Origin of the sequence: Pantoea sp. CS_6 (assembly GCF_041954745.1) — a bacterium.
Taxonomy (GTDB): Bacteria; Pseudomonadota; Gammaproteobacteria; order Enterobacterales; family Enterobacteriaceae; genus Pantoea; species Pantoea stewartii.
Map to the genome: position 1 here is coordinate 25,911 of NZ_JAVAYG010000010.1, position 13,737 is coordinate 39,647.

A 13,737-nucleotide genomic window follows, 5' to 3' on the forward strand; every position below is an offset into this window, starting at 1 on the left:
CTAAGTATAAGAGCAAATTTTCCCTTTGCCGGAAACGGGATGGCAATCAAGACAATCAGGGCAGGACTTTTGCCGACAAAATGACCACCGGCTTGACGGGAACATTCTGGTAAGGCCCGACATCTTTGGTTGGCACCTGAGAGATTTTGTCCACGACGTCCTGGCCCTTCACGATCTTACCAAAGACGGCGTAGCCAAAATCGCGCTGACCATGATCCAGAAAGGCGTTGTCAGCGACGTTCAGAAAGAACTGGCTGGTGGCGCTGTCTTTGTCGGAGGTGCGCGCCATGGAGATGGTGCCGCGCAGGTTGCGCAGACCATTATCCGCTTCATTTTTGATCGGCGCATTGGTTTGTTTTTGCTGCATTTCATTGGTAAAGCCACCGCCCTGAATCATAAAACCCGGGATAACGCGGTGAAAAATCGTGTTGTTGTAAAAACCACTGTTAACGTAATCAACGAAGTTTTTAACGGAGATCGGTGCTTTTTGATTATTCAGTTCGAGTTCGATGTTACCGGCAGAAGTGGTCAGCAGGACATGCGTATCACCTTTGGCCGCTAAAGCTGAGGCAGAAACAGAAGAGAGCGCTAACAGGGCAACTGCCGCTGTCAAAGTACGTTTAAACATGAGTAATTCCTTACTTTGGAGAGCTAGCTCAAAAACGATATTGATTGTAAAGAGCATGTAATACAAGAGCCAGCGTTTTACCTATATTTACGCTAAACGCACCCAAAAACGCCTGAAAAAGATTGCTTCCGCTTCGTGACTAAAATCACAGTATTGATGAAATGAATGACAACAGTTTTCACTCTTAGTTTATTAAGATCACGGTTCCGTTTACAATTTCTGCCGCTTCAACGCTCCCGCTTCCCAACAGGTTCAGAACATGACAAATCGTAATCGTATCGGCCTTACCTGGATTAGCTTTCTTTCCTATGCGCTCACCGGTGCCCTGGTGATTGTCACCGGTATGGTAATGGGTGATATCGCGAAAGATTTCCAGATTCCCATCGACAGTATGGGTAACACCTTCACTTTCCTGAACAGTGGCATCCTGGCTGCCGTTTTCCTTAATGCCTGGTTGATGGTCATTGTGCCGCTCAAGCGCCAGTTGATTTTTGGCTTTGTGCTGATGGTATTAGCCGTTATCGGACTGATGACCAGCCGGGATCTGTCGGTATTTTCGCTGTGCATGTTCGTACTGGGCGTCGTCAGTGGTATCACCATGTCGATTGGGACGTTCCTGATTACCCACATGTACGAAGGCCGCCAACGGGGTTCACGCCTGCTGTTCACGGACTCCTTCTTTAGTATGGCTGGCACCATTTTCCCGATTCTGGCCGGCATTTTACTGGCACGTCATCTGCCGTGGTACTGGGTTTACGTCTGCATTGGCGTCATTTACGTCGGTATTTTTATCATGACGTTATTCGTGGAGTTTCCGGTTCTGCGTAAGCCAGAGAACAGCCCAACGGTTGAAAAAGAAAAATGGGGACTGGGCGTACTGTTACTGGCGATTGCCGCCTTATGCTACATTCTTGGCCAGCTCGGCTTTATTTCCTGGGTGCCTGAATATGCCACCAAAGTGATGGGCATGAATATTGATGATGCCGGTCAACTGGTAGGAAGCTTCTGGACCGCTTATATGGTCGGCATGTGGGTATTCAGCTTCCTGCTGCGCTTCTTCGATCTGCAACGTATTCTGATGGTACTGGCAGGACTGGCCACGGTGCTGATGTACTGGTTCGTAAGCAGCCAGGATACAAGCATGTTGCGGTGGATTATTCTGACGCTGGGCTTCAGCTCAAGCGCGATCTATACCACCATCATTACGCTCGGCTCTCTACAAACCAAAGTCGCGTCTCCCAAGCTGGTTAACTTTATTCTGACCTGTGGCACCGTGGGTACCATGCTGACCTTCGTCGTTACGTCACCCATTGTGAAAAACAGCGGCGTGCACAGCGCGCTGCTAACGGCAAATGGCCTGTACGCCGTGGTGTTTATCATGTGTGCGTTGCTGGGCCTGGTGACCAAACACCGCTCGCACGGTCATATCACGCATTAATCCTCTCAGGGCGGCGGCAACGCGCCGCCCTTTGCTTCAACGCCTGAAGGTCACCGCTTCCCACGTTTCCAGACAGATTTTGCTCTCTGCGGGCTGCGTCGCCGCGATGACCTTTCCACGCCGAAGCGAATAACGCACCGGCACCTGCCGCCTGACCGCATCAAAACCGTTTTCTGCGGGCAGAATGATAAAACTGGCTTCATGGCCGCGCTGAATACCGTACTCTGCTAAATTCAGCGTGTTGGCACTGTTGCGTGTAATCAGATCGAGCCCGGCATTAATTTGCTCGTACCCCATCAGCTGACACACATGTAATCCCATATGCAGCACCTGAAGCATATTGCCTGTACCCAGCGGATACCAGGGATCGAACACGTCGTCATGGCCAAAACAGACGTTAATCTCCGCCTCCAGCAGCTCTTTCACCCGGGTAATGCCGCGGCGTTTGGGATAGCTGTCAAAGCGACCCTGTAGGTGAATATTCACCAGGGGATTGGCAACAAAGTTGATGCCGGAGAGCTTCAGTAAGCGAAACAGACGAGAAGTATAAGCCCCGTTATACGAGTGCATCGCTGTGGTATGGCTTGCCGTGACGCGCGCACCCATCCCGTCACGGTGTGCCAGCGCGGCAACGGTTTCGACGAAGCGTGACTGCTCATCGTCAATTTCGTCACAGTGCACGTCCACTAGCCTGTCGTAACGGTTGGCCAGCGCGAACGCTTTATGCAGGGATTCCACGCCGTACTCCCGCGTGAACTCAAAATGGGGAATCGCGCCGACGACATCCGCGCCGAGTCGCAGCGCTTCTTCAAGTAGCGCTTCGCCATTAGGGTAAGACAGAATGCCTTCCTGCGGGAACGCCACGATTTGAATCGTGATCCAGGGTGCCATCTCCGCTTTCAGTTCCAGCATAGCCTTGAGGGCGGTTAACGTCGGATCGGACACATCCACATGCGTGCGCACAAACTGTATGCCATTCGCGATCTGCCATTTCAGCGTTTGCATCGCGCGCCGTTTTACATCCTCATGACTTAATAAGGCTTTCCGCTCTGCCCAGCGCTCAATACCTTCAAACAGCGTGCCGGACTGATTCCAGGCCGGTTCACCCGCCGTTTGGGTGGTATCCAGGTGAATATGAGGCTCAATAAAAGGCGCGTACGCCAGGCCGCCTTCCGCATCGAGTGCTGCGCCCTCGGCTGACAGCTGCTGAGGCTGCGCCGTGATGCGGGCGATTTTTCCTTCCACGATCTCTATCTGCCACAGCCCTTCCCGGGTGGGCAAACGCAGATTGTTTATCCAGCGAAGTGGTGCTGTTGTCATTCCGGGCTCCTCATGCGTTAAGCGCTGCGAAGTAAAGCTAACACGATCTCTCTGCCCTGCTCCAGATGACTTTATTCGTTATTTAAATCACTTAGCGCGTACGAGGCCGAACCGGCGCCCTGCCTCTGCGGACAGGTCAGGCGCGGGAGCAAAAGGTCGGGGACGAATAAGATGACATGATTACCGAAAGCGAAACGCAAGAAGGGTTGGCACACGTTCCGCTCCGTTTGCGCGTGGTACCTGGCCGTCATTTTCCTTTGTCGGCAGCGTGGTCAGCCTGCGCCGCCCATTACGCCGGGGGGAAAATCAAAACGGCGAGCCTTCGCTCGCCGTTTGACTTACAACGTTACCGATCAGGGTTGAGAAACAAATCCGACCGCTTCATAGACTTTTTTCAGGGTTTCCTGCGCCTGGGCACGGGCTTTCTGTGCACCGTCACGCATCACCTTTTCCAGCAACGCCTCGTCGTTGCGGAAGCGATGATAACGTTCCTGCAGGTCTGTCAGCATGCCCGATACGGCTTCTGCGACCGCGCCTTTCAGGTGCCCGTACATTTTGCCTTCGAACGCCTGCTCCAGCGCGGTCACCGGCGTACCGGTTACGCCTGACAGGATGTCCAGCAGATTCGAGACGCCCGCTTTCTCTTTAATGTCATAACGGATAACCGGCGGCTCTTCAGAGTCGGTCATCGCACGCTTAATCTTTTTAACCACCGATTTGGGATCTTCAAGCAGGCCGATCACATTGTTGCGGTTATCATCCGACTTAGACATCTTTTTCGTCGGTTCCAGCAGCGACATCACGCGTGCGCCTGATTTTGGAATGAATGGCTCCGGCACCTTGAAGATATCGCCATACAACGCATTGAACCGGCTCGCAATATCACGGCTCAGCTCAAGATGCTGTTTCTGATCTTCACCCACCGGTACCTGCGCGGTCTGGTAAAGCAGAATGTCGGCAGCCATCAGCACCGGATAACTGAACAAACCCGCGTTGATGTTTTCTTCATAGCGTGAGGATTTGTCTTTGAACTGGGTCATGCGGCTCAGCTCACCGAAATAGGTGTAGCAGTTCAGAATCCAGCTGAGTTGCGTGTGCTCCGGCACATGCGACTGAACAAAGATGGTGCTCTTCTCGGGATCGATGCCGCAGGCCAGATAGAGCGCCAGCGTATCTAAGGTGGCTTTACGCAGTGCAACCGGATCCTGACGCACGGTGATGGCGTGCAGATCGACGATACAGTAAATGCAGTGGAAATCGTCCTGCATCTGCACCCACTGACGCAGCGCACCCATATAGTTGCCAATGGTCAGTTCGCCGGACGGCTGTGCGCCGCTGAAAACGATGGGTTTGCTCATGCTTATGTCCTGATAAATTACAGCCCGATAGCGGGCAAAAGTTCGTCAAAAGAGTCAAGGGTCAGATCGGGCTGGCTGCTGGCAATGGGTTCACCATAGTTATAGCCAAACGTCATGCCGACATTGGGTACGCCGGCAGACTGCGCGGCCAGAATATCATTGCGTGAATCCCCGACAAACAGCAGTTGTGAGGGCAGCAGCCCCCATTTACCCAACACCAGAAAAATCGCGGCAGGATGCGGTTTTTTAACCACCACATCATCGCCACCAATGATCAACGAAAACGCCTGGTCGATTCCCAGCGATTGCAGCAGCGGCGCGACAAACGGCGTCGGCTTATTGGTCACAATCGCCATCGGCATGCCTGTGGCCTGTAACCGTGTCAGCGTCTCTTTGACCTGAGGAAACAGGGTACTGCCCGCCTCCACCGTGCTGGCATAATGTTTGTCAAACAGCACACGCGCATCACGCTGCTCGTCCGGGTGTGGCTCGCGCCCGAGCGCCCAGGTCAGCGCACGGCACATCATAACGTCGGCACCATTCCCAATCCACGTTGATACGCGCGCCACGCCAGCAGCAGGCAACGCCAGGTCTGCCAGCGTCAAATCGATCGCATCCGCCAGCCCCGGCGCGCTGTCGACCAGCGTACCATCCAGGTCAAAGGCCAGCCCACGAATATCAGTGAAATGAGCCATTCGCTTTCTCCAGCTCGTTCCGCATGTCGTCGATCACTTTCTTGTAATCCGGATGGCCAAAGATGGCCGAACCGGCAACGAACATATCTGCACCCGCTGCCGCGATTTGCGCAATGTTATCAATCTTCACACCACCGTCGACTTCAAGGCGAATGCTGTAGCCGCTCTGATCAATCCGCTTACGCGCTTCACGAAGCTTGTCGAGCGTGCCGGGGATAAATGACTGACCACCAAAGCCGGGGTTCACCGACATCAGCAAAATGATGTCCAGTTTATCCATCACATAGTCGAGGTAGCTGAGCGGAGTGGCAGGATTAAAGACCAGGCCTGCTTTGCAACCGTGCTCTTTGATTAACTGCAGCGTGCGGTCAACGTGCTCGCTCGCTTCGGGGTGGAACGTGATGTAGGTCGCGCCAGCCTTGGCAAACTCGGGGATTAACGCGTCCACTGGCTTCACCATGAGATGCACATCGATCGGGGCTGTGATGCCATAGTCACGCAGCGCTTTCAACACCATCGGTCCCATTGTCAGATTCGGCACGTAGTGGTTGTCCATTACGTCGAAGTGAACCACGTCGCCTCCGGCCGCCAGTGCCTTCGCGGTGTCTTCACCCAGGCGAGCAAAGTCTGCCGAAAGGATGGAAGGGGCCAGCAAATATTGTTTCATCCGATTCTCCACTGTTGTGCGCCAGCATGATGGCTGGCGTAGTACCCTGGTCGCGGACGAAACAGACTAGCTATAGAGTGCCAGCAGTTCGTCGACCTTGGTGCGACCGGTTATGCTTCGGCTAATAGAACGCCGGACTTTGACCACATGTAACACGGCATCCTGATACCAGCAACGCGTCAGTTCCGTATCATGGTTAGAAATCAGGACCGGAATTTGACTCTCAGACGCCAGCTTTGCGGCCAGTTGCGCCAGATGCTGCTGCTCATGCAGGCTAAAACTGTTGGTGTGGTAAGCCGTGAAGTTAGCCGTTGCGGACAGCGGCGCGTACGGCGGATCACAATATACCACAGAGCCTTTTTGGGCATTGTTCAGGGTAACATCGTAGGATTCACAGACAAACGTCGCCTTTTGCGCCCGTTCGGCAAACCAGAGCAGCTCGGCTTCCGGGAAGTAAGGTTTACGATAGCGCCCAAACGGCACATTGAACTCACCACGCAGATTGTAGCGGCACAGGCCGTTGTAGCAGTGGCGATTCAGATAGAGGAACAGCAGCGCACGCTGATAAGCGTCATGACTGAGGTTAAACTCCGTGCGCAGTTGGTAATAACGGATTTCGCTGTTTGTTTCGCTGGTAAACAGTAAACGCGCATCGCGAATAAAATCCGCCGTGCGCGTTTTGACAATATTGTAGAGATTGATGAGATCGTTGTTGATGTCGGCCAGATGATAGCGATCAAAATCGGTGTTAAGAAACACGGAGCCCGCGCCAACGAAGGGTTCGATCAGGCAATCACCTTGCGGCAAATGACGGTGGATCTCTTCGACTAAGGGAAATTTTCCCCCCGCCCATTTCAAAAAAGCGCGATTTTTTTTCATGCTGTCGTGGTAATTACATCTTATTGTGAGGCTGTGGTTGAACCGACAGCAGATCTGCGCTTAAAACAGGGCCCGCATGGGCAGGCCCCACATCACTTATTGACTGGCTTCTTTCCTGACCTGACTGACCGGTTTCACCCAGGGATTCTGTGCACGTACCTCTGCAGGCAATGTCGCAACGGCACGCTTTGCGTCGGCCGGCGTGGCGTAAGAACCACTGACCAGCACATACCAGGGTTGACCATTGCGCGTGGTTTTATACACATGGTACGCACTCAGGTTTTGCTTCTTCGCCCAGGCATTCAGGCTTTCCGCTTTAGATGCGCCGCTCAACTGCAACGTGTAGTTGCCGCCCGGTACTGATTTGCTGGCCGTAGCGCTACTGCCCGCCGCTTTTGCCGGCGCGTTATTCACGGAGGAGTGCGCTGGCGTTGTGTGGGTTTTATGCTCGCTGGCTGCGGGTTTAGACGCCGTTCTGGCAGGCTCACGCGTATGACGCGGCGTGACGGGTGCCTGCGCGGCGTTTTGACGACCTGTAGCGGGAAGACTCGCCGCTGCACCTGCTTTCCCACTCACCGTAGCGGGTGCGGTCGGCAGAGAACTGCTGCCTTCTGCACCCTGTGCGGCGCCATCCACCTGCTGTTGCTGGTTGGTCAATGCGCTGTTCAGGTCGCCGGGTAATGTAATGCGTTGCTGATTAGCCGGGGTTTCAACCGGGGCTGCCTGCGTGGGTGTGGATGCAACCGGTGGCATGGAAATATCACGTGGCGCATTTGTCGCCCCCGCTGCCGGTTCCGCTCCTGCTGCATTCGGAGTGCCGGTGGAAGGCTGTGCTGTTCCCGTGGCGTTCTGACCGCCGCTCATGGCGGTGGAGCCGCTGAGATCAATATTTTTTCCGTTGCCCGATCCTGCGGCCCCGCTGGTGGCGGTGCCTTTGTCAGTAGAGGACGACGCGGATTTGCTGTCGTCAGCGCCGTTGAGCGCTGAGCCAATGCCCAGCACGAGCAGCAGCAACACAAGGATACCGACGCCCATCATGACGTGCTGGCGCGAGACCGGAGCTTTCGTCGCAGAGGACGATTTACGTGGGCGCGAGGGACGACGGTCACTGGCGTCAGGTTTTAACTCATCATCCGGTTTGAACTCATCCATTTTGCCTCCTCCGTAAAGCGGCCGTTCGCACTGCGCACCCGCGCGTCGCGTCACCACTTACCTGCTGAATATCAAGATTTCTGGCAGTCATTAATTGCCGCCATCACCATATCATGAGCCACGCCACCACGCACTTCAGCGCGGCCTATCGCCAAAGGCAGTATCAGACGTAATTCGCCCGCCAGCACTTTTTTATCGCGCATCATATGGGGCAAATAGTCTTCGGCCTGCATCTCAACCGGGCCGTGTACCGGCAAACCGGCGCGCTGCAGTAACGCGATAACGCGTTCGCAATCCTGCTCGCTGAACTGACCAAGACGTTGCGCGGTTCGCGCCGCCATTACCATACCAGCGGCAATCGCTTCACCATGCAACCAGTTGCCATAGCCCATATGCGCTTCAATGGCATGGCCAAAAGTATGACCCAGATTCAGTAATGCGCGCTGACCGTTTTCACGCTCATCCGCGGCGACAACCTCGGCTTTCAGCTCACAGCAACGACGGATGCACCAGGCCAGCGCGGCTTCATCCAGCGCCAGAAGGCGGTCAAGATTTTGCTCAAGCCAGTGAAAGAATTCACCGTCCAGAATGATGCCGTATTTAATCACTTCAGCCAGACCGGACGCCAGCTCACGCGGAGGCAGTGACCGGAGACATTCCGTATCAATCACGACCGAAGCGGGCTGGTAAAACGCACCTATCATGTTTTTGCCAAGAGGATGGTTAACCGCCGTTTTTCCGCCAACCGACGAGTCAACCTGAGACAGCAGCGTGGTCGGCACCTGAATGAACCGCACACCACGTTGATAGCTTGCCGCAGCAAAACCGGTAAGATCGCCAATCACGCCCCCACCCAGCGCCACCAGCGTGGTATCGCGCCCGTGGGGCTTTTGCAGGAGGGCGGTAAAAACCTGATCCATCACCGCCAGCGTTTTGTGCTGCTCACCGTCGGGCAAAATCACCTGATCCGTCTTCACTCCCGCCGCCTTTAGCCGCGCCGTGACCTTATCCAGGTAAAGCGGTGCCAGCGTCTCGTTCGTGACCAGCATGGCATTATCACCCGCTTTTAACGGCCAAAAAGAAGCCGGATCATTAAACAGTCCGGCGGCGATAGTGATGGGGTAACTGCGTTCCCCCAATGAAACGGTGATCTTCTCCATGATGCTCGATACCTGTCAAAGAGCTTTCAAACGTTGGATCAACTTTTTTCCAACATGTGGATAATCTGATTCGCCACCACTTTTGCACTTTGATCGTCAGTGCGGATGGTAACATCGGCGATCTCTTCATACAGCGGGTTGCGTTCAGCGGCCAGCGCTTCAAGTACTTCACGCGGTGGCGACTCGACCTGCAGTAAGGGGCGTTTTTTGTCACGCTGCGTACGTGCCAGTTGTTTCTCAATAGTGGTTTCAAGATAAACCACGACGCCGCGGGCGGAGAGACGATTACGTGTTTCCCGGGATTTTACGGAGCCACCGCCGGTCGCCAGGACGATGCCCTGCTTCTCGGTCAGTTCATTGATGATTTTTTCTTCACGATCGCGGAAGCCAGCTTCGCCTTCAACGTCAAAAACCCAGCCCACATCCGCTCCGGTGCGTCGCTCAATTTCCTGATCGGAATCGAAGAACTCCATATTGAGTTGCTGAGCCAACTGACGGCCAATAGTGCTTTTGCCGGCACCCATCGGCCCAACCAGAAAGATATTGCGTTTCTCTGCCATTTTGTCGGTATTACTAAGAATTCGTTAATGATACCCCGCTTTCAGCATTTTACTGGCGGGACAGGAACTGAGACCTCATGAGCGTTAGCAAGAGTCAGACGAAAAATTATCTCAACACTCAAGGCTGTTTGGCAACCGATTATATTGCTTACAGCACATCCATTTCTGAATTGGCCTGTTGTTCGCGAAACTGTAAGGCGTCAGTAAAGCGTTGTGACATGACTGCGTACAGAGGAATTCGCTCATCTGCTTGCCGGGTTCTTCCAACTCAGACGCTTACAACGTGTTAAAAATCGCTAAACCTTGTAAGCTAATTCCTGTCCTGCGTCAACGCAGTTAAACTTTAAGGGCACATTTTCCGTTTTATCGTGCCGTAAGCGCTGCTTCCCTGACCAATCGCGGCGTCATGAAGATCACCAGCTCGCGTTTTTTATGTTCTTCAGCCTGCTGGCGGAATAATCCCCCCACGACAGGCAGACGGCCAAGTAACGGCACCTGCGTTTGTCCCTGAGTGCGCTGCTGATGGAAAATACCGCCCAGGGCCAGTGTTTGCCCGTCGTTAACCGTCACCTGCGTTTCCATTTCCTGCTTATCAATCGACAGCACCTGCGAGGCGCTGGTCTGAACCACGCGCCCCGGCACGTTCTGGCTGATACGTATTTTCAACTGAATGCGGCCATTGCCTAAAACGGTGGGCGTGACTTCCATGCCCAGCACCGCTTCTTTGAATTCGATACTGGTTGCGCCGCTGTTACCGGCTGAGACTTCATAAGGGATTTCGGTGCCCTGTTTAATCGACGCGGTTTGCTGATGCGACGTAAAAAGCCGCGGGCTGGCGATGATTTCAACCTGGTTTTCCTGCTCCAGCGCACTGAGCTCCAGATCCAGCACTCTGCCGCCTGTCCGCGACAACGTGACGCCCAGCGAAACAGCGGGCGAGGTCAGCCCCAGGGGAATAGCCAGAAGCGGGTGATGTAAAGCCCGGCTGAGGCTTTCACTATCCTCAGACAGTCGCCAGTTGACGCCCAGCTCATGCAGATTCTCTTCACTAATCGTCACGATATGGGCCGCCAGCTCAACCTGTTCCAGCGGCACATCCAGCGCCTGAATCCAGCGCTCCGTGTCTTGCAGCGCCGGTTCAATGTCGCGTAGCAACAGGCTGTTGGTGCGCGTGTCCACAGAGGCGCTCCCGCGCGATGTCATAAGCGACTGGCGTTCCCCTTGCAGGCTGCGGTGCACCTCACTGGCACTGGCATAGAGCAGGTTGATCCTGCGCTGCATTAAAGGACGCTGCTGACGCGCTTCCGCCTGTTGTACCTTTTCTGCTTCGCGCCGCTGCTGCTGCCAACGCTCGGGATAAACCAGCAGAACGTTATCTTCTTCGAGCACAGTCAGTTGCGCCATCCGCGCGACCAGCGACAGTGCCTGTTGCCAGGAGACGTTGTCCAGCCGCAGTGACAGCGTTCCGTTAACCTCAGGGGAGATCATCAGGTTGATCTGCTGGTGATCAGCCAGCGCCTGTAAAATGCGCTCAATCGGCGCATCATCAAACGCGAGACTCAGGCCCTCATCAGGGCTGGCGTGAGCGGGGATCTGGCAAAACAGCAGGAGGGTCAGAATCGCTATCCTTATCATGCAGGCGTCCTTTGAGATGAAACGTGAAACGTTGGGCCGGGCAACTGCCCGGAATAAATAGCTGAAGCGAACGGGAAGTAAACCGGAGGGTTTGCCAGGGGAACAACGGAAAAGGCTGGTCGCTCAAGACGTGGACGGATTTGCCCTGTGGCGTCAGTAGCCAGCCCTGAAACCGGGGAGCACGACCAATGATGCCCTGCAAACGCCATTCGCTGAGAGGTTCAACCTCCGCCAGGCAGGCCGCGCCAGGAAGAGGACGAAACGGATCCCGTGTCTGCGCAACGCCAGCGCCACAGCTGAGTAACAGCAGAACAACACTAATGGGTTTCATCAGCGTCCAGCCAGAGTTGCGCCACCAGATAGTCAGAATGAGCGGTTAACTGAAAGCGATCAGGAAACGCCGTTGCAGACGTTGAAAGCGCAGAAAACAACGGCGGAAACTGGGCCCATTGCAGATGGAAAGTGAGGGCTCGAGGCTGTTCATCGGGCAGCCACTGCTCAAGCGCTGCACCCCGTTCTGCGATGATCGCCTCCAGCGTCGATGACGCGGCTGGCTTTTCCATCTGAATCTGCTGAAGTTGTGCCTGTAAAACAGCAAGGGCGGGATAGCGGGCAAACTGTCGCTGCAGCTGTTGCAGGTGCGCCTGCTGCTGCACGCATTGATGCCTGGCATCAGCCAGCACCCGTTTTTGCGGCTGTAGCACGGTCCACCAGGCCACACACAGCAGGCAGACCGCGCCCGCCAACAGGCTGCCATAACGCAGCGGTGGAGCTAACCGCATCCAGTGCCCGGTAAGGCTACTCACTAGTCGCCTCCTTAAGGCGAATATGCAAGACGAAGCGATACTCCCCTTCGGGCTGGCGTTGCACATTGCCTTGTTTGATCTGTGAAAACAGCGCCACATCGCTTAAGCGCTGACGAAAGGCGCGAATCTCCTGCATATGCTGCGCTTTGCCCTCCAGTTGTAACGACGTTTCCCGTTTATCCAGTCGCGTTAACCACAGCCCGTCAGGCAGCAAAGCAGGCAACGCAAGCCAGAGTTGCTGCCAGACGTGAAACTGCCTGCTCTGCTGGTGCAGCCAGTGGCGGCGCTGCTGCGCCTCATCCAGTTGTTTCAGCAGTCGCTGTTGCTGCACCACCTGCTGTTCAGCGGCCTTAAGGGCATGACTGAGGCCGACATGCTGACGCTGAACCCGTCTGAGCGCCTTATGATCCCGCCAGCAAGGCCCTGCCACCAGCAGCACGACCAGTCCTGATGTGACAGCCAGCATACGTAAGCTCTGACGCCGTTGACGCTGCCAGCGCCAGTGCCGCCAGGGAAGAAGGTTCACAGCGACCATCAGCAATCCTCTTTCCGCAACGCCAGCCCGGCGGCCAGGACGAAGGCCCCCGGATGCGCGGGCAAAGGTGGCTGCTGATAGCGAAATGTTTGCAGGGGAGAGAACGGCACCGTGTCAGCCGGCGGCAATGCGTTATCGGCATCACAATAATAAAGCGACGTCGCGTGGGGAAAAGCCTGCTCACGTAGCGCGTCAAAACCGCCCTCTCCGGCAAAAAGTGCGGCGTTGACGCCATCGCTCCACAGGTAACGTGCATCCTGGCGTAAAACCACTACACTTCCCGCAGCCAGTTGCGCCTGTTCTGCGACGATGTTGAGTGCGTTCGTCGCCAGTTCAAACACAGAGCATTTAAGGCCGGCCTGCTCCAGCGGTGTCCGCCACTGCGTAACGACATCCCGCCGTGCAGCCGTGACGCATAGCCGTTCCAGGTTGGTATCGACACGGTAATCCAGGGCCAGTTCACTGGCGTCCACCGGGAAAAGACGCTGAGCGGATGCCCGGACAAAGCGGCCCAGTGCGGGTTCTTTTAAGGGCGGATCAGGCAGAGAAAGCGGTTGCTGTAGTGCCAGGTGCGCGGGAAGACAGACCCGTAACGTATAGCGCCGTGGTAACACCTTACGCCACTGGCTTAATACAGACAGCAATGCAGGGGAAGATTGCAGCACACCGTTTCTTAACGTATCTTGCGGCAGCCGTTGCTGCCACCAGTGGCATAATTGCCAACCCCGGCGACGACGCAGGATGGCAAGGGCACAGCACTGCCGGTTCTGAATATCCAGTCCAATTTGCCAGGTGTGAAAAGCCATGCGCGCGATCTCCTTATCGTCCGGAAAAATGGACATATCAAAGCGTCTGGCTTGCCTTTATACTACTGCGCGGTTGCTTATAAACTGCCCAAACGACA

At 55.2% G+C, this 13,737-nt stretch carries 15 protein-coding genes; 1 reads left to right on the plus strand and 14 read right to left on the minus strand.

Annotated features, from left to right (window positions below; all coding sequences use genetic code 11):
- Window positions 1-55: 55 nt before the first annotated feature.
- Window positions 56-628: a peptidylprolyl isomerase A gene (gene ppiA, locus RAC90_RS15490; protein ID WP_033741562.1), complete on the minus strand. Its 573-nt coding sequence runs from the start codon at window positions 626-628 to the stop codon at window positions 56-58.
- Window positions 629-887: 259 nt separating this feature from the next.
- Between ppiA and tsgA the strand changes: the two genes are divergently transcribed.
- The gene (gene tsgA / locus RAC90_RS15495) at window positions 888-2,066 is read left to right on the plus strand and encodes an MFS transporter (protein ID WP_375124522.1); all 1,179 of its coding nucleotides are present in this window, start codon (window positions 888-890) and stop codon (window positions 2,064-2,066) included.
- A gap of 36 nt (window positions 2,067-2,102) precedes the next feature.
- Here the strand turns inward: tsgA and RAC90_RS15500 are convergent, their stop codons facing one another.
- The 13 genes from RAC90_RS15500 to pilM all read right to left on the minus strand — a co-directional run bounded on the left by RAC90_RS15500 (window position 2,103) and on the right by pilM (window position 13,639).
- On the minus strand, window positions 2,103-3,386 hold the full coding sequence (locus RAC90_RS15500) for a cytosine deaminase (protein ID WP_205950827.1): 1,284 nt from the start codon (window positions 3,384-3,386) through the stop codon (window positions 2,103-2,105).
- A 353-nt stretch (window positions 3,387-3,739) separates the two neighbouring features.
- The gene (gene trpS, locus RAC90_RS15505) at window positions 3,740-4,744 is read right to left on the minus strand and encodes a tryptophan--tRNA ligase (RefSeq protein WP_033741566.1); all 1,005 of its coding nucleotides are present in this window, start codon (window positions 4,742-4,744) and stop codon (window positions 3,740-3,742) included.
- Window positions 4,745-4,761: 17 nt separating this feature from the next.
- Window positions 4,762-5,439: a phosphoglycolate phosphatase gene (locus RAC90_RS15510; RefSeq protein ID WP_006120996.1), complete on the minus strand. Its 678-nt coding sequence runs from the start codon at window positions 5,437-5,439 to the stop codon at window positions 4,762-4,764.
- Window positions 5,423-6,106 carry a ribulose-phosphate 3-epimerase gene (rpe, locus tag RAC90_RS15515; protein WP_006120997.1) on the minus strand — a complete coding sequence of 228 codons (684 nt, stop codon included), beginning with the start codon at window positions 6,104-6,106 and terminating at the stop codon, window positions 5,423-5,425. The genes RAC90_RS15510 and rpe overlap by 17 nt, the downstream gene beginning before the upstream one ends.
- A gap of 66 nt (window positions 6,107-6,172) precedes the next feature.
- Entirely contained in the window at window positions 6,173-6,985 is an 813-nt protein-coding gene (gene dam, locus RAC90_RS15520) for an adenine-specific DNA-methyltransferase (protein ID WP_006120998.1), read from the minus strand.
- Between the two features lie 96 nt (window positions 6,986-7,081).
- Complete coding sequence (locus tag RAC90_RS15525) at window positions 7,082-8,137, minus strand: SPOR domain-containing protein (RefSeq protein ID WP_033741569.1); 1,056 nt, start codon at window positions 8,135-8,137, stop codon at window positions 7,082-7,084.
- Between the two features lie 71 nt (window positions 8,138-8,208).
- On the minus strand, window positions 8,209-9,297 hold the full coding sequence (gene aroB / locus RAC90_RS15530; RefSeq protein WP_054632975.1) for a 3-dehydroquinate synthase: 1,089 nt from the start codon (window positions 9,295-9,297) through the stop codon (window positions 8,209-8,211).
- Between the two features lie 38 nt (window positions 9,298-9,335).
- Window positions 9,336-9,857, minus strand: coding sequence for a shikimate kinase AroK (gene aroK, locus RAC90_RS15535; protein ID WP_033741572.1), 522 nt, complete (start codon window positions 9,855-9,857; stop codon window positions 9,336-9,338).
- A gap of 363 nt (window positions 9,858-10,220) precedes the next feature.
- Entirely contained in the window at window positions 10,221-11,492 is a 1,272-nt protein-coding gene (gene hofQ / locus RAC90_RS15540; protein ID WP_375124523.1) for a DNA uptake porin HofQ, read from the minus strand.
- Complete coding sequence (locus RAC90_RS15545) at window positions 11,428-11,823, minus strand: HofP DNA utilization family protein (protein ID WP_375124524.1); 396 nt, start codon at window positions 11,821-11,823, stop codon at window positions 11,428-11,430. The genes hofQ and RAC90_RS15545 overlap by 65 nt, the downstream gene beginning before the upstream one ends.
- Window positions 11,810-12,298: a type II secretion system protein GspM gene (gspM, locus tag RAC90_RS15550; protein ID WP_172913555.1), complete on the minus strand. Its 489-nt coding sequence runs from the start codon at window positions 12,296-12,298 to the stop codon at window positions 11,810-11,812. The genes RAC90_RS15545 and gspM overlap by 14 nt, the downstream gene beginning before the upstream one ends.
- Entirely contained in the window at window positions 12,291-12,833 is a 543-nt protein-coding gene (locus tag RAC90_RS15555) for a PilN domain-containing protein (RefSeq protein WP_375124525.1), read from the minus strand. Before RAC90_RS15555 ends, gspM begins: the two co-directional genes overlap by 8 nt.
- Complete coding sequence (gene pilM / locus RAC90_RS15560; RefSeq protein ID WP_375124526.1) at window positions 12,833-13,639, minus strand: pilus assembly protein PilM; 807 nt, start codon at window positions 13,637-13,639, stop codon at window positions 12,833-12,835. Before pilM ends, RAC90_RS15555 begins: the two co-directional genes overlap by 1 nt.
- Window positions 13,640-13,737 lie beyond the last annotated feature (98 nt).

What these genes read in the sequence shown, in the direction of transcription:
- aroB (WP_054632975.1), bottom strand. Translation starts at nt 9,297, where the DNA reads ATGGAGAAGATCACCGTTTCATTGGGGGAACGCAGTTACCCCATCACT.
- pilM (WP_375124526.1), bottom strand. Translation starts at nt 13,639, where the DNA reads ATGGCTTTTCACACCTGGCAAATTGGACTGGATATTCAGAACCGGCAG.
- hofQ (WP_375124523.1), bottom strand. Translation starts at nt 11,492, where the DNA reads ATGATAAGGATAGCGATTCTGACCCTCCTGCTGTTTTGCCAGATCCCC.
- RAC90_RS15525 (WP_033741569.1), bottom strand. Translation starts at nt 8,137, where the DNA reads ATGGATGAGTTCAAACCGGATGATGAGTTAAAACCTGACGCCAGTGAC.
- dam (WP_006120998.1), bottom strand. Translation starts at nt 6,985, where the DNA reads ATGAAAAAAAATCGCGCTTTTTTGAAATGGGCGGGGGGAAAATTTCCC.
- tsgA (WP_375124522.1), top strand. Translation starts at nt 888, where the DNA reads ATGACAAATCGTAATCGTATCGGCCTTACCTGGATTAGCTTTCTTTCC.
- RAC90_RS15545 (WP_375124524.1), bottom strand. Translation starts at nt 11,823, where the DNA reads ATGAAACCCATTAGTGTTGTTCTGCTGTTACTCAGCTGTGGCGCTGGC.
- RAC90_RS15500 (WP_205950827.1), bottom strand. Translation starts at nt 3,386, where the DNA reads ATGACAACAGCACCACTTCGCTGGATAAACAATCTGCGTTTGCCCACC.
- trpS (WP_033741566.1), bottom strand. Translation starts at nt 4,744, where the DNA reads ATGAGCAAACCCATCGTTTTCAGCGGCGCACAGCCGTCCGGCGAACTG.
- ppiA (WP_033741562.1), bottom strand. Translation starts at nt 628, where the DNA reads ATGTTTAAACGTACTTTGACAGCGGCAGTTGCCCTGTTAGCGCTCTCT.
- RAC90_RS15555 (WP_375124525.1), bottom strand. Translation starts at nt 12,833, where the DNA reads ATGGTCGCTGTGAACCTTCTTCCCTGGCGGCACTGGCGCTGGCAGCGT.
- aroK (WP_033741572.1), bottom strand. Translation starts at nt 9,857, where the DNA reads ATGGCAGAGAAACGCAATATCTTTCTGGTTGGGCCGATGGGTGCCGGC.
- RAC90_RS15510 (WP_006120996.1), bottom strand. Translation starts at nt 5,439, where the DNA reads ATGGCTCATTTCACTGATATTCGTGGGCTGGCCTTTGACCTGGATGGT.
- rpe (WP_006120997.1), bottom strand. Translation starts at nt 6,106, where the DNA reads ATGAAACAATATTTGCTGGCCCCTTCCATCCTTTCGGCAGACTTTGCT.